This is a genomic window from Streptomyces sp. BRA346 (assembly GCF_052851135.1).
The window spans coordinates 63,826-85,037 of record NZ_JAIWIH010000015.1; the positions used below are offsets into that span (position 1 = coordinate 63,826).

Here is a 21,212-nt window from a genome sequence, read left to right on the forward strand (position 1 = left end):
CAGGAGAGGAGCCATACGCACGTGAACACCGTCGAGACAGACGTCCTGGTCGTCGGCAGCGGCCCGGCCGGAGCCGCGACGGCGCTCGCCCTGAGCACCTACGGCGTGTCCAACATCATGGTCACCCGGTACGGCCGCCTCGCGGACACGCCCCGCGCGCACATCACCAACCAGCGCACCATGGAGGTGCTGCGCGACCTCGGCGTCGAGGAGCGGGTGCGGGCGCAGGCCACTCCGCAGCACCTCATGGGGAACACCGTCTTCTGCACCAGCCTCGCGGGCGAGGAGCTGGGGCGGCTGCGCTCCTGGGGCAACGACCCGCGCGTCCAGGCCGAACACGAGCTGGCGAGCCCCAGCCCCATGTGCGACATGCCGCAGCACCTCATGGAGCCCGTCCTGGTGGACGCCGCCGTCGCCCGGGGCACCGCGCTGCGCTTCGACACCGAATACCTCGCACACGAGCAGGACGCCGACGGGGTCACCGCGACCGTACGGGACCGGCTGCGCGGCGACACGTACCGCATCCGGGCCCGCTACCTGGTCGGCGCGGACGGCGGGCGCAGCCGCGTCGCCGAGAACGCCGGGCTGCCCACCGTCGGGCGGATGGGCGTGGCGGGCAGCCTCAACATCGTCTTCGAGGCGGACCTGACCGCCCTCACCGCCCACCGCCCCTCCACGCTCTACTGGGTGCTCGCCCCCGGCGCCACCGTCGGAGGCATCGGTGCCGGGCTGGTGCGCTGCGTGCGCCCCTGGACCGAGTGGATGGTGGTGTGGGGGTACGACCTGGAGTCCGGTCCGCCGGACCTCACCGAGGAGTTCGCGCTGTCCGTGGTGCGGCGGCTGCTCGGCGACGACGAGATCCCGGTGCGCATCACCTCCACCTCCGCCTGGACCGTCAACCACCTGTACGCCGAGACCTACGCCGACCGGCGGGTGCTGTGCGCGGGCGACGCCGTGCACCGCCACCCGCCGTCCAACGGCCTCGGCTCCAACACCTCCATCCAGGACGCGTACAACCTCGCCTGGAAGCTCCGCCACGTCCTCGACGGCACCGCCGCGCCCGCCCTCTTGGACAGCTACACCGCCGAGCGGGCCCCGGTCGGGCGGCAGACGGTCGAACGCGCCAACAAGAGCATCGGCGAGACCGCGCCCGTCTTCGAGGCGCTGAACCTGCTGTCCACCACCGACCCCGAGCAGATGTGGCGCAACGTCGCCGCCCGCAAGGACGCCACCGCCGAGGCCGAGAAGCAGCGGCAGCGGCTGCGCGAGGCCATCGCCGCCAAGGTGTACGAGTTCAACGCGCACGGCGTGGAGATGAACCAGCGGTACTCCTCGGCCGCCGTCGTCCCCGACGACACCCCCGAGCCCGGCTTCGTCCGCGACCCGGAGCTGTACCACCAGCCCTCCACCCGGCCCGGTGCCAAGCTGCCGCACGCCTGGGTCACCCGTGGCGGCGACCGCCTCTCGACCCTCGACCTCGGTGGCCACGGGCGGTTCACCCTCTTCACCGGCATCGGCGGGGACTGCTGGCGGCAGGCGGCCGAGGCCGCGCGGCGCGACCTGGGCGTCGAGGTGGCCACCGTCGTCATCGGGCCCGGCCAGGAGTACGAGGACCCCTACGGCGACTGGGCGAACCTGCGCGAAACCGCGGACGGCGGCGCCCTGCTTGCCCGCCCCGACAACTACATCGGCTTCCGCCACGCCACGGCCCCACCGGACGCCGCGGACCTGCTGACCGGTGCGCTGAGGCAGATTCTCGGACACGCGCGCCCGGCACCCGAGGAGGCCGACTCACGGCCCCCGAGCCGCGGCTGCGCAACATCCTCACTTTCCTGACCCGCCATCTGCACATCTGTGTCCGCGAGACCGAGCCCACCCCGCTTGGCCTCGTGGACACCGGCGAGCGCCGCCCAACGGGCCCGGTGCGGGACTTCCCCTGGTCGACGATCCCGGGCCGGCCACCCGTTACGGTGTCAGGACCCCCCTACTGTCTCGCCGACTTCGCTCTCGTGGTGTCACGCGCGACCTCATGAGTGGCGCGCACGAAGCCGTTGGCTGATACAACCGCCCCTGATGGGTGACGTCCCCCTGCGCCCCCCATCATGGGGAGACCCCGTTACCGAGAGAAACTTTAGAGAGATGACTGCAACACCCCTCGCACTGCTCCGGCGCATGAGAACCAAGCGCCCGAACCGTGGATCGGGTCTCCGCCTCCCCATGCCCGTCGGTGCCGGTGCCTTCAGCTGCGAGGTCCTGGACCCCGTCGGCGAGCCGCTGGGCGGTGTCGAGGTCACCATCACCGCGACCCGTGGCGCGGGCAAGCAGGCGGTCAAGGCCACCACGGACCCGCACGGGCTGTTCGTCGCCACCCTGGAGCCGGGCGAGTACTCCGTACTGATCACCGGCAGCGGCCTGACCCCCCATCGCCTCACCACCGAGATCAGGCCGGGCGAATGCGGCGACCCCCTGCGCATCCCGATGCAGCCCTCGCAGCAGCTCGAACTCCCCCCGCCCGGCACCTGGCTGTTCGACCCCCCGCACACCGCCATCCGCTTCATCGCCCGCCACGTCGGCATGGCCAACGTGCACGGCCGCTTCACCCGCTTCCGCGGCGGCATCCACGTCGCCGAGCGCATCGAGGACTCCCGCGTCGAGGTCCTCATCGACGCCTCCAGCATCTCCACCGGCAACCAGACCCGGGACAACCACCTGCGCTCGGCGGACTTCCTCGACGTCGAGAACTACCCGGACATGCACTTCGCCAGCACCAAGTTCACCTGGCGCAGCGGCGCGAAGTGGAGCATCCAGGGCCCCCTGACGATGCACGGCGTCAGCCGCTCCGTCACCCTCGACACCACCTACCTCGGCGCGGTCAACGGCGGCTACGAACAGGAACTCCGCTGCGCGGCCCACGCCACCGCCGAACTCCACCGCGAGGACTACACGCTCAACTGGCACAACATGCTCGCTCGCGGCATCGCCGTCGTCGGCCCGACGGTCAAGCTGGAACTCGACATCCAGGCGATGTACCGCAACCACGACACCCCCACCCCGCCGGAATAGCCCGCGGGCCGCTACGCCGACGGGGCGCGCCACCATGGCGCGCCCCGTCGCCGTGTCACCGGTAGAAGACGGCGACCCCACCGTGATGCGAGCAGGCACCCTGATGGTGCGCGGCGTACGAAAGCGTCCCGTCCTCACACAACGCCGTGGCCCCACCCCCACCGGTCCCCCCGGAAGCCGAGTCCCCGGACCCGGACCCCGACCCGGAGGACCCCGACCCGGACCCGGAGGGCCCCGACCCGGACCCGGAGGACCCTGTCCCCGACCCGGACGACGAGGTGTCGGCGGGCGCTTCGGCGCTCCGCGTCACCTGCGGCTTCGGCGTGGCCTTCGGCTCGGGCTCGGGCTTGGCCGTGACGGTCCTGGTGACCGTGACGGTCGGCGTCGGCTCGGCCTTGTGCTTGACCTGGGCGGGCTTCGCGGTAACCGTCACCGTCACCGTGGGCGCGGGTTCGGCCCGGCTTGCCGCCTTGGCGTCCTCCCCGTCCGCCGAGCCCATGCCCATGCCGACGAACAGCAGCGCGGCCGCGGCCGGTATGGCGACGCGCTTACGGGCCCATCTCGGCCGACGGGACGCCGGGCCCGGAGGCGGCGGTGTTGGGTGGTTATTCCTGGACATAGTCCCCCCTTGAGTGAAACTCGAGGAGCTGACCATAACCGCGGTAATTGAAAAGTGAAAAGTTTGTGTGTGAGTCGTGGTCAAGTTGTGATCCGGGTCCGTCGCTCCGTGATCGCATAGATTGGCCGCATCGGTCGAACGACGAAGGTGGGATCCGCGATGAGTCTGTACGACATTCCCCTGCGCACCCTGTCCGGCGAGCCGACCACGCTCGGCGCGCATCAGGGCGCCGCTGTGCTGGTGGTCAACGTGGCGTCCAGGTGCGGGCTGACGCCGCAGTACGAGGGGCTGGAGCGGTTGCAGCAGCGGTACGCCGGGCGCGGGTTCACCGTGCTGGGGGTTCCGTGCAACCAGTTCGCGGGGCAGGAGCCGGGGACGGCGGAGGAGATCGAGACCTTCTGCTCGACCACGTACGGCGTCTCCTTCCCGCTGCTGGAGAAGACCGACGTCAACGGCGACCAGCGGCATCCGCTCTACGCCGAGCTGACCCGGACCCCGGACGCGGCGGGGGAGGCCGGGGACGTGCAGTGGAACTTCGAGAAGTTCCTGCTCTCGCCCCAGGGCCAGGTGGTCGGACGCTTCCGGCCGCGGACCGAGCCGGAGGCGGCGGAGGTCGTCGACGCGATCGAGGCCCAGCTGCCGAGCTGAGCCCGATGGGGGCGATGAGAGGGAACAAGCGCTCCACGACGTGGTGTTGACAGATCGTCATTCGAAGGCGATCTCTCAACACACCAGGAGAACATCCGCAATGCCACTCCCCGACGACAGCGCCCGTATCGACATGAACGCCGTTCGCGAGGTCAGCCAGGCCATCAGCGCGGCTCACGGTTTCATCTACTTCGTCCCCGAGGCCGCGGAGGAGGCGGCCAAGTTCGGCGTGACCGACCGCGGTCCCGCCTACTTCGCGTTCCGGTCGGCCGCGATGGGTGCGGTTCCGCGGGAGGTCGCGCTCGCGACCTTCTACAACTTCAGCCCGCGGTCCGTGGAGGCCATGACGGGTGTGTGGGACGCCGCCTCCCCCGAGCAGTGGCAGGCCGCCCGCTTCGCGACCGCCGAACGTGCGCTACGGCGCGTCGGCGTGAAGCTCACGGACGAGCAGATCGCGGAGGCGCGGTCGCTGATCGACCCGGTGGTCGCCGGTGCCGACCACGCGGGCAAGGCGCTGGCCGCCGGGAACGCGTCGGTCGCGCTTCCGGCCGATCCGCTCGTCGCGCTGTGGCAGCAGGTCACGGTGGTGCGCGAGTGGCGCGGCGACGCGCATCTCGTCGTGCTCGCCGCCAACCACCTCGGGCCGTGTGACTGTAACGTGATCCAGGCCGCGACGGGGCGCATCCCGACGGCGCTCGCGCGTGCGACCCGCCAGTGGAACGACGAGGAGTGGGCCGCGGCGACGGCACGTCTCGTCGCGCGCGGCTGGCTCGACGCCGATGGCACCGTGACCGATGCGGGGACGGCGGCGCGCGAGCAGATCGAGGTCGAGACCGACGAGCACTGCGCCGCGCTGTGGGCGCCGATCGGCGCTACGGGCGCCCGTCGCCTCGTCTCGCTCCTCGCACCGATCAACGAGGCGTTCACCGCGGCCGGGACGTACGACCAACTGCGCTGATCGCGGCGGCGAGCCGCGCAGGGCGGTCGCACCGTCGGGTGCGGCCGCCCGGGGCGTGCGGGAGAACGGGGCGCCTCAGCGTTCGGCGGCGAATGCCACCAGCCAGGCAAGCGGGGCGTTCCAGTTGATCGCCACCTCGTTGGTGGAGTACGAGCCGATGTCGTCGAGGTAGCACTTCGCGGGCTTGCAGCCTGCCAGCTTCTCCTGGGCCACCGGGTCCTGGAGGGCCGCGTTCGGGCCGCCTGCGAAGGAGCCCGCGGGTGGGTTCGGGAGGGAGGCGTCGTACTGGTGGGCCCAGAAGCGGTGGTGCTGGTTGAGGGCGGGGTGTTCGCCGTAGCCGGTGATGTAGGACTGGCCGAGTGCGTTGCGGCCGAGGAGGTAGTCCAGGGCTTCCAGGGCGCCGGCGCGGTAGCGGGGTTGCCGGGTGAGTTCATGGGCGACGGCGATGACGCTCGCGTTGTTGGCCACTTGGCCGTTGGAGCCCCAGACGTAGCCGTCGGTGGTCAGGGGGACGGCGTAGCCCTGGCGGCCCATGGTGGCCAGGTAGCCGTCGGCGGCGGACACCACGGAGGCGCGGACGCGGGTGAGGTCGGCGGCGGGCAGGCCGTTCGGGACGGTGGCGAGGGTGATGCGGCCGAGGGCGGCGGTGTCGTGCCAGGCGAAACCGGCCGCGGTGAAGACGTCCGAGGTGTGGAAGGGGGAGGAGGTCACCGCGTCCCGGTAGCGGCTCTCCTTGGTGGTGGCGTACAGCTCGGCGGCCGCCCAGTAGAACTCGTCGCCGACCCGGGTGTCCCCGTACGCGCCGCCGCCCGTGCCGTCGGAGTCCGGGGCGAGCCGGTCGGGGTGGGCCTGGGCGGCGGTCCAGGCGCGGCGTGCGGAGGCGAGGCAGCGGGCGGCGAAGGCCGCGTCGTAGGGGGCGTAGACCCGTGCGCACTGGGCCGCCGTGGCCGCCAGGTTGAGGGTGGCGGCGGTGGACGCGGGGTGGAGCTCACGTGGCTGGGAGTCCTGTTCGGGGCGGGTGGGCAGACCGGTCCAGGCCGCGTCATGGATCTTGTGGAAGGCCATGCCCGCGAGCGGTTTCCCGTCCGGGATCTGCATCCGCATCAGGAACTCCAGCTCCCAGCGCGCCTCGTCGAGGACGTCGGGCACCTTGTTGCCCCGCTCGGGCACGCGCAGGGTGGAGTCGCCGAGGGCCGCGGCGTGGCCCGCCCGCCGGGCGCGCTCGAAGGAGTTCACCAGCTGCCAGGTGGCGATGCCCCCGTTGACCACGTATTTGCCCTGGTCACCGGCGTCGTACCAGCCGCCGCGGACATCGCGCGCATAGTCGCACACGCCGGGCTGGCACGGCACGCTGGTGTCACCTTGGTTGGGCGCGACACCGAGGTGGCCGGCCGGGCGCGCGTACGCCGCACCGGCGAGCCGCGCCTCGATGGGTGTGCCGCTGCGCTGCTGGTAGAAGAAGGACATCGCGTCCGCGCGCAGCCCGTCGTACAGGCCCGCGCGGATGTCGAACGGGTGGCTGGTGCGGCCGTCCACGGTGAGGGTGTAGCCGGTGCCCGTTCCCCGGTACGAGGAGAAGTCCACCAGCTGCGTGGAGTCGCCGGAGGCGGCGTCGGCGCCACCCGCGGTGGTGGTGCCGGAGGCGGCCGTCCCGCCGGACGCGTCGCGCAGTTGCCACGGCAGGGCGGTGGTGCTCGCGGTGACGACGGTGGCGCGTTTGGGGCCGTCCGGCAGATAGCCGAGCTGGTTGACGTGGACGGCCGGGGGCGCGGCCACGGCCGCCTGGGTGGTGGGCGCGGCGACGAACAGCAGCGCTCCGGCCAGCAGGGCGGCGGCGGTGCGGGCAGGAGAGGGGAAAGAGGACGGGGGCATGGTGGTGGCCCTTCTAGGAGTGGTAGACCGTGGCTTCTCCGGACGTCGACCCGATGCCGTTCGCACCCTTGAAGATCCGCCGTCCCCAGCTGGTGAGCGACGCGGCGTTGAACCCGGTGGCCATGTCGAGGTATTCGACACCGCCGCTGTTGCCGCTCCAGGACCAGCCCAGATAGCCGATGCCGAGCGTCTGGGCGTTCGCCATGATGGCGTCCTCATCGGGGTTGCCGTCGGAATGGTTGTGGCCGAACTCGCCTATGACGAGCGGGAGTTTGGCGTTGACGAAACGGGTGAGGTAGTCCTTGACCTCGGCGGCGGTGTCGAAGACTCCGTACATGTGGACGGAGAACACGGTGTTGCGGTCCGGGTCGGCGGCCAGGACGGAGGCCGCGTTGTCGCGCATGGTGAAGCCCCAGTCCTGGCCCCAGTTGGGGGCGTCGGCCATCAGGGCGTGATGGATTCCGGCGCTGCGCAGTTTCTGGACGGCGGCCTTGGTGCCGGCGGTCCATGCGGCGGCGTTGGTGTTTCCGTACGGCTCGTTGCCGAGGTTGACGACGACGTAGCCCTCCTGGCCCGCGAGGGCGGAGCGCACGCCGATCCAGTAGTCCGCGGCTCGGGAGAGGGCGATGGCGCCGCCCTGCTCGCCGTAGCCGGTGGTGTCATGGGCTTCGAGCACGCAGATGAGCCGGTTGCGCTTGCACTGCGCGACGACGTTCGCCACGTCGGCGGTGTCGTTCTTGGCCCAGCGGTCCCCGGTGGACAGCACCACCCGCACGGTGTTGGCGCCCAGTGCCTTGATGTCGGCGAGCGCCTGGGTGGTCCGGGTGGCGTACCAGGTGTGGGCGTGGTTGACGCCGCGCATCACGAAGGCGCTGCCGCTGCCCTCGACCAGCTTGCCGTCCGCGACATGTAATCCGCCCGCGGCGCGTAATCCGTGCGTGGCCTGTATGCCCGCCGTGGTGGCGCGGGCGGGTGGCGCGAGGGACGGCAGGGACAGCAGCAGGGCGGCGATGGCCGCGAATACGACGGCCACGACGCGAGGTGCGGTGGCGCCGGTGGGGGCGGTCGTACGCATGGGCGACTCCTGGTGGGGGAGCGGTCGGTCCGGGTGGTTTGCCCGGGTCATGACAACGGCGGCTGGGCTGCGAACGTCTTGGGAGCGCTCCCAAGTTATGTAGTGAGGGGACCGCGGTGCGTCAAGGGCTGAGGGGCCGAACGGGCGTACCGGCCGGTGCCGGTGTCCGCCCCGCCCTGTCGCCCGCTCGCCCTGTCGCCCGCCCGCGCTGTCCCATCGGCCGCGGCCCGTACGTCAGTGTTCTGATGACACATGACGAGGAGAGAGGGCGAGGGCCGATGGGCGGAAACGCGTTCCTGGCGGAGACCTTCGAGGCACACCGCGGCCATCTGCGGGCGGTGGCCTACCGCATGCTCGGCTCGCTCAGCGAGGCCGACGACGCCGTCCAGGAGGCGTGGCTGCGGCTCAGCCGCTCCGACACCAGCGAGGTGAGGAACCTCGGCGGCTGGCTGACGACGGTCGTCGGCCGCGTGTGCCTCGACATGCTGCGCACGCGCACCGCCCGCCGGGAGGAACCCCTCGGGGCGCGTGTCCCGGACCCGGTCCTCAGCGGTACGGGCGGGGTCGACCCGGAGGACCAGGCGCTGCTCGCCGACTCGGTAGGCTCGCCCTGCCGGTCGTCCTCGAGGCGCTGGCTCCCGCTGAGCGGCTGGCGTTCGTCCTGCACGATCTGTTCGGCCTGCCGTTCGACGAGATCGCGCCCATCGTCGGCCGCAGCCCGGCCGCAGCCCGTCAGCTCGCCAGTCGCGCCCGCCGCCGGGTCCGGGGCGCGGCGCCCGTCCCCGACCCGGACCTGGCCCGGCAGCGCGCGGTGGTCGACGCCTTCCTCGCCGCCGCGCGCGACGGCGACTTCGACGGGCTCGTCGCCCTGCTCGACCCGGAGGTCGTGCTACGGGCCGACTTCGGCGCCGCCGCCCCGCTCGCGTTCCGCGAGGTGCGCGGCGCGGAGGACGTGGCCAATCAGGCGCTCACCTTCTCCCGCGCCGGGGGCGAGGGCAGCGTCCCCCGGCCCGCGCTGGTCAACGGGGCCGTCGGGGTGGTCGGGACCCGCGAGGGCAGGCCGTTCTCGGTGCTGGGTTTCACGGTCACGGACGGGAAGATCGCCGCGATCGACATCCTCGCCGACCCGAAGCGGCTGGCCCGGCTCGACCTGACGGTGCTGGATTGAGGGGGGCCGGGGGTGAGTGCCCCGTCCGGCCCTGCCGGGAGCGCGCCACGCCGGAAACCGCCCTACCGGGCGGGGCACCTCCCGGCGGTGGCCGGAAGGACGACCGAGGCGTCTCACTGGTCGGCCGCCGGCGAGCCTGTGCTGGGCGTGGCGCCGCCTCGGGCGTCGCGATCGCGGTCGTCCCGGCTGTCACGGTGGTGTGGCGACGGCCGCCGACGCGGGGGTCCGCTCACATATCGGCGCGTTGGGCGAGCGTGTGGCGGGCCGTGGCCGCCATCGCCTCGTCCACCATCCGTCCCTCGAACCGCACGGCCCCGGCCCCCCGCGCCTGGGCCTCCTCCACGGCCGCGATCAGCCGTGCGCACCGGGCCAGTTCGTCGGGGCCGGGGGAGAACGCCTCGTTGACGACCGGCACATGCGACGGGTGGATCACCGCCATCCCTTCGTACCCCAGGGCGCGGTTCTGCCCGGCGAAGCGGCGCAGTCCGTCGAGGTCCGCGATGTCGGTCCAGAGCCCGGCCACCGGGTGGGGGCAGCCCGCGGCGCGGGCGTCGAGCAGGACCCGGGCGCGCAGGTCGCGCGTCTCGTCGCCGTCCGGGCTCCAGCGGTAGCCCACGGCGCGTTCCACGTCCCCGCCGGGGCCGGTGAGCGCGCCCAGGTGGGCGACGCGGCCGGCGGCCCGGCCGATGGCGTACGCCTCGCGCAGCCCGCGCGCCGTCTCCAGCAGGGGTACGAGCGCGAAGTGGCCGTCGGGCAGCCCGTGGTGGCGCTCGCACCAGGCGAGCATCCGGTCGGCGGCCGTCACGTCGTCGGCGTGGGCGACCTTGGGCAGCACGATGCCGTAGAGGCCGGGGCGGGCCACGGCGCGCAGTTCGTCGGCGGCCTGCCAGCCCGCCGCGCGGTCGAGGGCGTTGATACGGACGAACAGCCGCATACGGCGCGCGCCCGCCTCGTCGATGGCGCGGGTCACGGCGTCGAGCGCCGCCGTCTTGCCGTCGTCGGGGACCGCGTCCTCCAGGTCGAGGATCGCGGCGTCGGCGCCCGCCGCCTCGGCCTTGGGCAGCCAGTCGGCTCTGTTGCCCGGGACGAAGAGCAGGGAGCGCAGCGGGACCCGGCCTCGTGCTTCAGATGACATCGTCGTCCTCCAGCCGCGCCAGCCGCTTGTCGTCGATGCCGAGCCACTCCCCGTAGACCAGGGCGTTGTCCTCGCCGAGCGCCGGGCCGGTGCGCCACACCGCGCCGGGAGTCCGGCGGAAGTGCGGGATGACCGCCTGCATCCGGACCGGGCCGAGATCGGGGTCGTCGATGGTGATGATGTCCTCGCGCTCGGCGTAGACGGGGTCGGCCGCGATGTCGGCGGCGGTGAAGACGCGGGAGGCCACCACCTCGGCGCGTTCGAACTCCTCCAGGCAGACGGCCGAGGGGCGCCCGGCGATCCACTCGCGCAGCGCCGCGTCGAGCCGGTCGCGGCCCGCGTGCTGCTGCTCGACGGTGGCGAATTCGGCGTCGGGCAGGCCGAGGAGCCGTACGACGTTGCGCACCGAGCGGGTGGTGGCGGAGGTGACGGTGAGCCAGTCGCCGTCGCCGCTGCGGTAGGTGTTGATGACGGCGGCGGGCGCGACCGCGAGCTGGTTGCCCGCCCGCTCGGGGGCCGTACCGAGCTGGTCGTAGGCGATGATCTGCCACTCCACGAGGCGGTAGAGGGGTTCGAAGAGGGCCAGGTCGATCCACTCGCCGTCGAAGTCCGGGTCGGTGTTGCGGCGGTGCAGCGCGGCGAGCACCGCGAACGCGCCCATCAGGCCGGTGACGGCGTCGCCGTGCGAGAAGCCGGTGTGCACGGGCGGTCCTTCGGGGAAGCCGGTGAGGTGGACGACCCCGCTGCGGGCCTCGCCCATCTTGCCGAAGCCGGGGGCGTCCGCGCGGGAGGAGGTGGCGCCGAAGCCGGAGATCTGGAGCAGGATGGCCCGGGGGTTGAGCGCGTGGACGGCCTCCCAGTCAAGACCCCAGGCGCGCAGCCGCCCGGCGCGCAGCGTCACGATCACCACATCGGCCCAGGCGACCAGTTCGCGGGCGACTTCCCGGCCCGACTCGTGGTGCAGGTCGAGCGTCACGGAGCGCTTGTTGCGGCCCGCGACCTTGAACCAGAGCGGGACCCCGTCCCGGCGGGGCCCCATGGCCCGGGCGGCGTCCCCGTCACCGGGCGGCTCGACGTGTACGACGTCGGCGCCCTGGTCGGCGAGCATGCCCCCGGCGAGCGGGCCCGCCACGACGTGGGCGAACTCCACCACCTTGAGCCCCGCGAGCTGTCCCTGCCGTGTGCTGGTGTGGTCCTCCATGCGGTTCAGGCTGCGGGGTGGGGGATATGCGGGTCCAGCATTGAACGAACATCAATTCATGCGGATATCGCAAAGGAAGGCCGAGGCGGAAACCCCGCGTGCAGGTCAGTCCGCGTCCGTCTCCTCCCACACCACACCCTCCGGGAGTTGGTGGCCCGCCGCCCGGAACGCCTCCAGCTCCTCCAGGAAGCGCCCCGCGCCCGGCGGGAGCGCCCGGTGGGCCGGGAGAACCACGTACAGGCGGCGTTCCAGCACCGGCGCGACCAGCGGGCGGCGGACCAGGGGGCCCGGCGGGATCAGGGGGTGGACCAGGGCGGGGAGGGCGGAGACGCCGAGTCCCGCCGCCACCAGGCCGCCCACCGTGGCCACGCTCGACGCCTCGGCCGCCGGAGCGGTGTCCCTGCCCGCCCGGGCGAAGGCGGCGTCCGTCATGCGGCGGACGCTGGAGTCCGTACCGATCGCGAGGAACGGTTCGCGGCCGAGCTGCTCCCAGGTGACCTCGTCCCGCTCGGCGAGCGGATGGTGTTCGGGGAGGACCGCGTGGAAGCGGTCGCGCACCAGGGGCCGCAGCTGGATGCCGCCGGCCGCCTGGTGGCGGGGGACCGTGCTCACGGCGAAGTCGGCGTCGCCGTCCACGACCCGCTGGAGCACCGAGCGTTCCAGTCCGTCCAGGAGCCGTACGGTCATCTCGGGGCGCCGGGCGCGGAAGGCGGAGATGACCGGGGGCAGGAGCACGGCCGCCACCGAGGGGAGGGTGGCCAGCGACACGGTGCCGCGCTCGCCCGCCACATAGCGGCCCAGCTGCGCGAGGCCCGCCCGGTGCGCGGCGAGGATCTGGTCGGCGATGCGCAGCGCCTCCGCCCCGGCCGGGGTGAGTTCGACGTTGCGGGTGTCGCGCTCCAGCAGCCGCATGCCGAGCGTGCGTTCCAGATCGGCGACCGCACGGCTCAAGGAGGACTGGGACACATGCAGTTCGGCGGCCGCCGCGGTGAAGCTGACCGCGCGGGCGACCGCGGTGTACGCCGTGAGCTGGCGCAGAGTGACGTCCATGGTCGGCGAGCGTATGCGCGACCGCCGCCCGGGGGAACTGTTGCGCAGAACGCATGGATAGATCTGTGTTCGATGCTGGACGCGGATCTTTCGCCGCTCCGACACTCTTCGGCAACACCTGACCGGACGAGGAAGCGAGCGGCGCATGCTGGCAGCCCTGGGATTCTGCACGATCGGCGGCTTCCTGCTGCTCACCATGTTCAAACGGGTCTCGGTGCTCGTCGCCCTCGTGCTCACCCCGGTGGTCACCGCGGTCATCGGCGGCTACGGGGACGACCTCGGCCCGATGGCGCTCGACGGGCTGTCCCAGGTCGCCCCCACCGGCATCATGATCGCCTTCGCGGTGCTCTACTTCAGCCTGATGATCGACGCGGGGCTCTTCGAGCCGCTGATCCGTGTCATCCTGCGCATCGCGAAGAACGACCCGCTGCGCGTCACGGTCGGCACGGCCGTCCTCACCATGTGCGTCGGGCTCGACGGTGACGGCGCCTCGACCTTCCTCATCTCCATCTCCGCCCTGCTGCCCGTCTACCGGCGGCTCGGTATGAGCCGGCTCGTGCTCGCCGGGGTCGTCGCCCTCGGCGCGGGCGTGATGAACATGATCCCGTGGGGCGGACCGACCGCGCGGGCCGCCGCCACCCTCAAGCTCGAGACCTCCGACATCATCACCCCGCTGCTGCCCGCCTTCGCCGGGGGCATCGCCTGGGTGCTGTTCGCCGCGTATGCCATCGGCCGCCGGGAGCGCACCCGCCTGGGCGGTGCGGTCACGGCCGAGCCCGAACCGGCCCCGGCGGCGTCCGTCGGCGACGGCCCCGGTACGCCGCGGGTGGCCCGGCGGGCGGGCACCGCGCTCACCGTCTTCAACTTGGCTCTCACCCTGGCCCTGCTGACCGGGCTGGTGCTGGAGGTCATGCCGCTGCCGGTGCTGTTCGTGCTCGCGTTCGCCATCGCGCTGCTGGTCAACTACCCCCGCTGGGAGGACCAGCAGGCCCTGCTGGAGAAGCACGGCAACAGCGTCGTCCTCGTCACCACCATGATCTTCGCCGCCGGTGTGTTCACCGGCATCCTCACCGGCACCGGCATGATCGGGAAGATGGCCCACGCGATCGTCGAGGTCATCCCCGACAGCCTCGGCGGGCATCTGCCCGCGCTGGTCGCCGTCACCAGCATGCCGCTCAGCCTCGTCTTCACCCCCGACGCCTACTACTTCGGCATCCTGCCCGTGCTCGCCGGAACCGCCGACTCCTTCGGCACCGACCCCGCCGAGGTCGCCCGCGCCGCCGTCCTCGGCCAGATGACCACCGGCTTCCCGCTCTCCCCGCTCACCGCCGCGACGTTCATCCTGCTCGGCATGAGCGGTGTGCAGCTCGGCGAGCACCAGCGGTTCATCTTCGGCTGGGCCTTCGGCACGACGCTGGTGATGACCGCGGTCGCCATGGTGACGGGCGCCGTGCCGCTGTGACCCCGGGCGCCGCCCGTACCGCCGTGCCGCCGCCCGTAACGCCGTGCCGAGGCACCGCCCATAACACCGTGCCGCCCCGAGGAGGAGCCTCCGCGATGCCATCCGTACGCCGACGCCGACGCCGACTCCGTACGTCCGCGAGTCTGCTGACTGTCGCCCTGACCGCGGCGTCCCTCACCCCCGCCGCCGCAGCGGCGGAGGCACCGCCGCCTCCCGGGTTCCACCACCTCACCTTCGTCCACTACGACGGCACGGGCGACGATCTGCTCACCGCCGGGCTCGGCTTCGACGGGCTGCGCGGCCCGCTGCCCGCCCCCGCCGACCCCGACCGGCCCACCGCCGCCGAACTGCGCCGCCAGGCCATCTGGGCGTCCGCCGGAATGAGGGCAGGGTCCGGCGGCGGACTCGGGCGGCTGTACGGGGCCAACGTCGACCGGGGCCGCCCGCTGCCGGGCGACGGCCGGATCGCGGGCACCGAGTACCGGGCGGTGGCGGGGCGCGGCGCGGACAGCGTGAGCTTCGTCGTCCAGGTGCCGGACACCTTCGACCGCGCCCGGCCCTGCGTGGTGGCCGCGCCCGCGACCGGACTCGGCGGCGTCTACAGCATGGTCGGCACGGCCGGGGCCTGGGGGCTGCACCGCGGGTGCGCCGTCGCCTACACCGACAAGGGCATGGGCCCGGCCTTCGACGATCTGCACTCCGGCACGGTCATGGCCTACGACGGTACGACCGGACCGCGCACGGCGCTGGGCGACCGCAGCGCCTTCGGCGCCGGGCTGACCGACGCCGAGCGGGCCCGCTTCGACGCGGCGCGCCCGTATCGCGTGGCGTACAAGATGGCGCACTCCCGCACCGATCCGCAGGCCACCTGGGGGCGTGATGTGCTGCGTTCGGTGCGGCTCGCGCTCGCCGTCCTGAACCGCGACCGGCGCAGCGGCGCGCCCCACGGCGGCTACACCGCCGCCACCACCACGGTCCTGGCCACCGGCGTCTCCAACGGCGGCGGCGCGGCCGTCGCCGCGGGCGAGGACGACCGTACGGGGCTCATCGACGCCGTCGTCGCCTCCGAACCGCAGATGAACCTCGCCCCGCGAGGCGGCATCCGGGTGCGCCAGGGCGGGCGCGCCGTCCCCGCCGCGGGGCTGCCGCTGATCCGGTACAACTCCCTGGCCTCGCTGCTCCAGCCGTGCGCCGCGCTCACCGAGCCCTCCGCACCGGGCTACGCCACCCTGGACGTCCCCGCCGCGCGCCGCCGGTGCGCGGCGCTGGTCGGCGACGACCCCCGGCTCATCACGCGCCGCGCCGCGGAGCGGGCGGGGGAGGGCGGTCTGCCGCGGCTCGCCGCGCGGGCCCTCGTACGCGCCGGATTCCAGCCGCAGTCCGGGTACTTGCAGCTCTCGCACTACGATCCGCAGACCCCCGCGTCGTACGCGATGAGCTACGCCCGGGCCTCGGTGGACGACGCGCTGTGCGGCTACGGATGGGCGCGGACCGACGACTCCGGCACCCCGGTGCCCTACCGCCGCTCCGAGCTGGCCGCCGCCTTCGGCACCAGCCCCGGACGGGCGCCCGCCCCGGGGATGTTGATCGACGAGAACGCGCCTGGCGGGCCCGTGGCCGACAGCAAATCCCGTGACGCGGACGGCCGTCACGACTACAATCTGCGCGGCGAGCGCTGTGTGTACCGGCTCGCCCATCCGCAGCGCGGCGCCGACGGACAGGGCTGGGCGGCACGGCTGGCCGCCGGGCTGGACGCCACGCGCCGCAGCGGCGATCTGCACGGCAAACCGGCGCTCATCGTGCACGGCCGCGACGACACGAGGGTGCCCGTGAACCACAGCTCGCGGCCGTACCTGGGCCTCAACGCCCGTTCCCAGCACGGTAATTCCACGGTCAGCTACGTCGAGGTCACCCACGCCCACCACAGCGACGCGCAGACGCCGGGCCTGGACACCCGATACGTCCCGCTCGGGTACTACTACCAGCAGGCGCTGGATGTGATGTGGCAGCGGTTGCGGGCGCGGGGCGGCGAGCTGCCGCCCAGCCAGGTGGTGCGGACGGTGCCCCGGGGCGGTGAGCCGGGGCACGCCCCCGAGCTGACACGGGCCAACGTGCCCCCGATCACGGCCGATCCGCCGGCGGGGGACCGGGTGCGGGTGATCCGGGGGACCGTACGCGTCCCGTAGGGCCCCTGCTCAGGCGTCCGGCCGGTCCACCTTCTCCTCGCTGACGGTTGGCGTGGAGCTGGAAGACCGTGCGCATGAACCCACGGGTAATCTGACGCGTCAGCATCGCGCGCCGCCGAAACCGCGAAAGGGCACTTCGAGGTGATCGACATACCGGAGCACTTACGGGGGTGGTGGGCGCGGGGCCGGGCGTTGGCGGCGGCCCATCCGCCGGCCGTCGACAGCGGGGTCGCGCTCCTGGTTCAGGCGGCGATGACGATGCCGTTCGTGGTGCCGCGCCCGGACGGGGTCCCACCGGCGACCTGGCCCGCCTACGGGCTGACCACGCTCACCGTGGTCCCCCTGATCTGGCGTCGGCGGGCTCCCGTCGCCGTCCTGTTCGCGATCGTGGCGACCAGCGTGCTGTACAAGCTGGCGCTGGACGGGCCCGGGCAGCCGCTGCCGTACACCGGGCTCGTCATCGTCTACACGATCGCCGTCCTCTCACCGCCCTGGAAGCGGCTGCTGACCGGGGTTCTGGCGCTGGTCACCGTGCCGTTGTCGGTCTGGCTCAACACCCGGACGGCCCGGGAACTCACCTTCTGCTTCTTCGTGCTCGCGGCGGCCTACGTCTTCGGGCGGCTGACCGCCGCCCGGCAGCGGGCCCACCGGGTCGAGGCCGAACAGGCCGCCGCGCGGGAACGGGCCCGGATCGCACGGGAGATGCACGACATCCTCTCCCATGCGGTGAGCCTGATGATCGTGCAGGCCGAGGCGGGCCCGGTGGCGGTGCGTACGGCTCCGGAGCGGGCGGAGGCCGCCTTCGACGCCATCTCCGAGACGGGCCGGGACGCCATGGCGCAACTGCGACGCATGCTGGGCGTGCTGCGCGAGGACGAGCAGCCGGGCGGCGCCCCGCGCGCACCGCAACCGGGCCTGGCCGGTCTGCCCGAGCTCCTCGACCGGGTGCGGAGCAGCGGCCTCGATGTCGTCTACGGAACGGCGGGGCCCGTGCGGCCGCTGACGGACGCGACCGGGGCGACGGTCTTCCGTATCGTCCAGGAGGCCCTGACGAACACGGTCAAGCACGCGGCCGCCCGCACCGTCTCGGTGCACCTCACCTACACGGAGCGGGAGGTGGACATCCGGGTGACGGACGACGGGCGCGGTCCCCGGTCCGGCCCCGGGGTCGGTCACGGCCTCGTCGGGGTCCGCGAGCGGGTGGCGGCCCACGGCGGTACGGCGGTCACCGGGCCGGGTCCGGACGGCCGGGGCTTCGAGGTGCGGGTGCGCATCCCCGTACCGACCACGGCGGAGGCGGCGGAGGTGGCGCGGTGAGCATCCGGGTGGTGGTGGCCGACGACCAGGAGCTGGTGCGCAGCGGCTTCGCGATGATCCTGGACGCCCAGCCGGACATCGAGGTGGTCGCGGAGGCGGGCGACGGATCCGAGGCGGTCGAGGCCGTACGGCGGCACACGCCCGATGTGGCGCTGCTCGACATCCGGATGCCGGGCATGGACGGTATCGCGGCCTGCCGCGAGATCAGCGCGGACGGCGCCTGCCGGACGGTGATGCTGACGACCTTCGACTCGGACGAGTACGTGTACGACGCGCTGCACGCGGGCGCGAGCGGCTTCCTGCTGAAGGACGTACGCCGGGACGATCTGGTGCACGCGGTACGGGTGGTGGCGCGGGGCGACTCGCTGCTCGCGCCGTCCGTGGCCCGCCGCCTGGTCGAGCAGTACACCCGCCCGGCCGCCCGGTCACCGCGGCCCGACCCCCGCCTGGACGCGCTGACCGGCCGGGAGCGGGAGACGCTGCTGCTGCTCGCGCGGGGCCTGTCGAACGCCGAGATCGCGGCGGAGCTGGTCGTCAGCGACCACACGGTGAAGACACATGTCGGCCATGTCCTCGCCAAGCTGGGGCTGCGGGACCGGATCCAGGCGGTGATCTGCGCGTACGAAACAGGCCTGGTCACGGCCGGAGATCCCCCGCCCGGGGGAGCGTCGGGGACCGGAACCTCCCCCGCGTCGGCGAGGAAGTGACCCGGCGGATCCCGCCGGTGCGGGCGATCCGCGACAGGTCCGCCGGTCAGCAGGATGGAGCCATCCAGAACCACGGCACCCACTCATGGAGTTGACCATGCAGAGCACCACTCGCACGCTGCTGGCCGCCGCGCTCGTCGTCGGTGTCACCGCGGGCCCGGCAGCCCTCCCGGCCGTCGCCTCCGCCCCGCCGACCGCGGTCTCGGCGCGGCCCGCGGACCCCACGGTCCCCGCCCTGGAGGCCGCCATCGCGAAGCTGTCGGACGCGACGGCCGCGCTGGTCAGGGTCGGTGGCACCGAGGGTGTCTGGCGGGGCAGTTCGGGCGTGCACGATCTGAGGACCAACCGGCCCGCCGATCCGGCCGCCCGCTTCCGCGCCGGTTCCGTGACCAAGGTCTTCACGGCGGCCGTCGCACTGCAACTGGTCGCCGAGGGCAGACTGGACCTGCATCGCAGCGCCCGCTCCTATCTGCCGGAACTGATCCCCGCGTCGTACGGGAAGGTCACCGTCCGGGAGTTGCTCAACCACACGCATGGCATCCCCGCCCCCGACTTCCCCGGGAACACGGTCGAGGAGGCGTACGCGAACCGCTTGAGGATCTACGACCCGGAGGACATGGTCCGCTCGGCGACGGCGAAGAAGCGCGAGTTCGCGCCGGGCACGAAGCAGCACTATCTGAACATCGGCTACACGATCGCCGGTCTGCTGATCGAGCGTGTCACGGGCCACTCGTACGAGCGTCAGGTGGCCCGCCGGATCCTGCACCCGCTCGGGCTGCGCGACACGTACTACCCGGGGACGGGCCCGCACATCGTCGGGCCGCACAACCACGGCTACCAGACGATGAGGCTGGACGACGGCACGACCGGCCTGCGCGACGTCTCGGTGTGGGGAGCGACGGACGCCTGGGCGGCCGGGGACATCATCTCGACCACGGCGGACCTGGAGCGGTTCACGAAGGCCCTGTTCCAGGGCCGGGTGGTGCGCGGCCCGCTGCTGCGGGAGATGTTCACGCTGCCGAAGGTGCCGGACGCCAAGAGCGGCGACCCTGCCGCGTACTCCATCGGCCTGTCGATGAAGAAACTGGGCGGCCGCGAAGTGTGGGGGAAGACCGGCGGCCGCTGGGGCTACAACACGGCCATCGCCGCCACCCGCGACGGCTCCCGCACCCTCGTCTACAGCGTCAACTCCATGGACGCCAAAGGGCAGGACATGAACGAGGTGGCCATGAACATCATGGTGGCCGCCTACGGCAAGCCCGAGTCGCCGCGTCAGTCGTCGGACGGCGTCGGGGACCACACCCCGGCGGCGGTCCCGTCGCGGACGTGGCGTTCGTAGACGGTCACCTTGGTGTGGATGACCTCCAGACAGGCGCCGAGTTCGTCGATCCTGGCCCGTACGTTCTCCTCGTGCTCACGGAGCAGCGCGAGCCGGTCGGGCTCATTGCCCGGACCGTGGCGGACCAGCTCGGCGAACCTGCGGATCGTCGCGATCGGCATGCCGGAGGCGCGCAGCCGGTCGCACAGCGCGAGCCAGTCCACATCGGCCTGTGCGTAGACGCGCTGCCCGCCGCCGGTACGGCGGATCTCCCGCAGGAACAGCCCCTCGCGCTCGAAGAACCGCAGCGCGTGCACGCTCATCCCGGTCGCCTCGGAGACCTTGCCGATGCTCAGGCCGTCGTCGTTCATCGGGAAACCGCTCATCGGGGAACCGTACCTTGACCTAGCGCGCGGTCTAGGTTTTAGCGTCCTCCTCATGATCACGAAACAGCGGAAGCTCCCTTCCGGATTCGGCGCCCACAGCACCGCCGACGACGTTCTCGCCGGAGTCGACCTGACCGGCGCCACGGCCCTGGTCACCGGCGGATACTCCGGGCTCGGCCTGGAGACCACGCGTGCCCTGGCCCGCGCCGGGGCGCGCGTCATCGTCCCGGCGCGGCGGCCCGACACCGCCGGGGAAGCCCTGCGGGGCACACCCGGGGTGGAGGTCGACGCGCTCGACCTGGGCGACCTGGAGAGCGTGCGCGCGTTCTCCGACCGCTTCCTCGACACCGGCCGCACGCTCGACATCGTCATCAACGGGGCCGGTGTGATGGCGTGTCCGGAAACCCGCGTCGGCCCGGGCTGGGAGGCCCAGTTCGCCATCAACCACCTCGGGCACTTCGCGCTCGTGAACCGCCTCCGCCCCGCTCTCGCCCCCGGCGCCCGCGTGGTGGCGGTGGCGTCGTCCGGCCACTTCCTGAGCGACATCCGCTGGCAGGACCCGCACTTCCGCACCGGCTACGACCGCCGGCTCGCCTACGCCCAGTCCAAGACCGCCAACGCCCTGTTCGCCCTGCACCTCGACCGCCTCGTTGCCGGCACGGGGGTGCACGCCTTCGCCGTGCACCCCGGCAGCATCCTCACCCCGCTCCAGCGCCACATCCCGCGCGAGGAGTGGCAGGCACGGGGCTGGGTGACGCCGGACGGCGAGCCCGCCGACGGTTTCAAGACGCCGCGGCAGGGTGCGGCGACGGCGGTCTGGGCCGCGACCTCGCCGCTGCTCGACGGTCACGGCGGCGCGTACTGCCAGGACTGCGACATCGCCGAGGAGGCCACCACCGACGACATGCTCATCGGCGGGGTGAAGCCCTGGGCCACCGACCCCCACGCCGCCTCGCGCCTATGGGATCTGTCCAGCGAACTCACCGGCGCGCATGCCTTTTGAGGTGCTCCGAGTCTGTGGAGTGAGCACTCACTCATTGACGGAGT

The 21,212-nt window shown here is 72.8% G+C and carries 18 protein-coding genes and 1 pseudogene; 12 read left to right on the top strand and 7 right to left on the bottom strand.

Annotated features, from left to right (window positions below; translation table 11 throughout):
- Window positions 1–21 precede the first annotated feature (21 nt).
- The gene (locus tag LCH29_RS19580; RefSeq protein ID WP_446463020.1) at window positions 22–1,836 is read left to right on the top strand and encodes an FAD-dependent oxidoreductase; all 1,815 of its coding nucleotides are present in this window, start codon (window positions 22–24) and stop codon (window positions 1,834–1,836) included.
- 303 nt (window positions 1,837–2,139) lie between these two features.
- Window positions 2,140–3,063, top strand: a complete 924-nt coding sequence (locus LCH29_RS19585) for a YceI family protein (RefSeq protein WP_446463021.1) — start codon at window positions 2,140–2,142, stop codon at window positions 3,061–3,063.
- Between the two features lie 55 nt (window positions 3,064–3,118).
- On the opposite strand, the gene LCH29_RS19590 is transcribed toward LCH29_RS19585, so the two are convergent.
- A complete protein-coding gene (locus LCH29_RS19590) occupies window positions 3,119–3,205 on the bottom strand; it encodes a DUF3761 domain-containing protein (protein ID WP_257232565.1) in 87 nt (28 codons plus the stop codon).
- A gap of 4 nt (window positions 3,206–3,209) precedes the next feature.
- Between LCH29_RS19590 and LCH29_RS19595 the strand changes: the two genes are divergently transcribed.
- From LCH29_RS19595 to LCH29_RS19605, 3 genes are all read left to right on the top strand, one after another.
- Window positions 3,210–3,695: a hypothetical protein gene (locus LCH29_RS19595; RefSeq protein WP_446463111.1), complete on the top strand. Its 486-nt coding sequence runs from the start codon at window positions 3,210–3,212 to the stop codon at window positions 3,693–3,695.
- 146 nt (window positions 3,696–3,841) lie between these two features.
- The gene (locus tag LCH29_RS19600; protein ID WP_446463022.1) at window positions 3,842–4,330 is read left to right on the top strand and encodes a glutathione peroxidase; all 489 of its coding nucleotides are present in this window, start codon (window positions 3,842–3,844) and stop codon (window positions 4,328–4,330) included.
- A 100-nt stretch (window positions 4,331–4,430) separates the two neighbouring features.
- A complete protein-coding gene (locus LCH29_RS19605; RefSeq protein ID WP_446463023.1) occupies window positions 4,431–5,288 on the top strand; it encodes an SCO6745 family protein in 858 nt (285 codons plus the stop codon).
- A 75-nt stretch (window positions 5,289–5,363) separates the two neighbouring features.
- On the opposite strand, the gene LCH29_RS19610 is transcribed toward LCH29_RS19605, so the two are convergent.
- Window positions 5,364–7,160, bottom strand: a complete 1,797-nt coding sequence (locus LCH29_RS19610) for a glycoside hydrolase family 9 protein (RefSeq protein WP_446463024.1) — start codon at window positions 7,158–7,160, stop codon at window positions 5,364–5,366.
- A 13-nt stretch (window positions 7,161–7,173) separates the two neighbouring features.
- Window positions 7,174–8,235 (bottom strand): glycoside hydrolase family 5 protein, encoded by a 1,062-nt coding sequence (locus LCH29_RS19615; RefSeq protein ID WP_446463025.1) that lies wholly within the window; start codon window positions 8,233–8,235, stop codon window positions 7,174–7,176.
- Window positions 8,236–8,513: 278 nt separating this feature from the next.
- On the opposite strand from LCH29_RS19615, the pseudogene sigJ reads away from it, so the two are divergent.
- Window positions 8,514–9,403 (top strand): annotated as a pseudogene (sigJ, locus tag LCH29_RS19620) (RNA polymerase sigma factor SigJ).
- Window positions 9,404–9,632: 229 nt separating this feature from the next.
- Here the strand turns inward: sigJ and LCH29_RS19625 are convergent.
- From LCH29_RS19625 to LCH29_RS19635, 3 genes are all read right to left on the bottom strand, one after another.
- Window positions 9,633–10,538, bottom strand: a complete 906-nt coding sequence (locus LCH29_RS19625) for an HpcH/HpaI aldolase/citrate lyase family protein (protein WP_446463026.1) — start codon at window positions 10,536–10,538, stop codon at window positions 9,633–9,635.
- Window positions 10,528–11,739 (bottom strand): CaiB/BaiF CoA transferase family protein, encoded by a 1,212-nt coding sequence (locus tag LCH29_RS19630; RefSeq protein WP_446463027.1) that lies wholly within the window; start codon window positions 11,737–11,739, stop codon window positions 10,528–10,530. The genes LCH29_RS19625 and LCH29_RS19630 overlap by 11 nt, the downstream gene beginning before the upstream one ends.
- A gap of 105 nt (window positions 11,740–11,844) precedes the next feature.
- A complete protein-coding gene (locus tag LCH29_RS19635) occupies window positions 11,845–12,789 on the bottom strand; it encodes a LysR family transcriptional regulator (protein WP_446463028.1) in 945 nt (314 codons plus the stop codon).
- A gap of 145 nt (window positions 12,790–12,934) precedes the next feature.
- Between LCH29_RS19635 and LCH29_RS19640 the strand changes: the two genes are divergently transcribed.
- The 5 genes from LCH29_RS19640 (at window position 12,935) to LCH29_RS19660 (ending at window position 19,800) form a co-directional block, all read left to right on the top strand.
- Entirely contained in the window at window positions 12,935–14,251 is a 1,317-nt protein-coding gene (locus LCH29_RS19640; protein ID WP_446463029.1) for a CitMHS family transporter, read from the top strand.
- A gap of 95 nt (window positions 14,252–14,346) precedes the next feature.
- Entirely contained in the window at window positions 14,347–16,437 is a 2,091-nt protein-coding gene (locus tag LCH29_RS19645) for a 3-hydroxybutyrate oligomer hydrolase family protein (RefSeq protein WP_446463030.1), read from the top strand.
- A gap of 144 nt (window positions 16,438–16,581) precedes the next feature.
- Window positions 16,582–17,754: a sensor histidine kinase gene (locus tag LCH29_RS19650; protein WP_446463110.1), complete on the top strand. Its 1,173-nt coding sequence runs from the start codon at window positions 16,582–16,584 to the stop codon at window positions 17,752–17,754.
- Window positions 17,751–18,461, top strand: coding sequence for a response regulator (locus tag LCH29_RS19655; RefSeq protein WP_446463031.1), 711 nt, complete (start codon window positions 17,751–17,753; stop codon window positions 18,459–18,461). Before LCH29_RS19650 ends, LCH29_RS19655 begins: the two co-directional genes overlap by 4 nt.
- Window positions 18,462–18,558: 97 nt before the next feature.
- Window positions 18,559–19,800, top strand: coding sequence for a serine hydrolase domain-containing protein (locus LCH29_RS19660; RefSeq protein WP_446463032.1), 1,242 nt, complete (start codon window positions 18,559–18,561; stop codon window positions 19,798–19,800).
- Here the strand turns inward: LCH29_RS19660 and LCH29_RS19665 are convergent.
- Window positions 19,734–20,165: a MerR family transcriptional regulator gene (locus tag LCH29_RS19665; protein ID WP_446463033.1), complete on the bottom strand. Its 432-nt coding sequence runs from the start codon at window positions 20,163–20,165 to the stop codon at window positions 19,734–19,736. The two genes, LCH29_RS19660 and LCH29_RS19665, sit on opposite strands and share 67 nt — an antisense overlap.
- Before the next feature lie 52 nt (window positions 20,166–20,217).
- Between LCH29_RS19665 and LCH29_RS19670 the strand changes: the two genes are divergently transcribed.
- Window positions 20,218–21,168, top strand: coding sequence for an SDR family NAD(P)-dependent oxidoreductase (locus LCH29_RS19670; protein WP_446463034.1), 951 nt, complete (start codon window positions 20,218–20,220; stop codon window positions 21,166–21,168).
- Window positions 21,169–21,212: the final 44 nt, after the last annotated feature.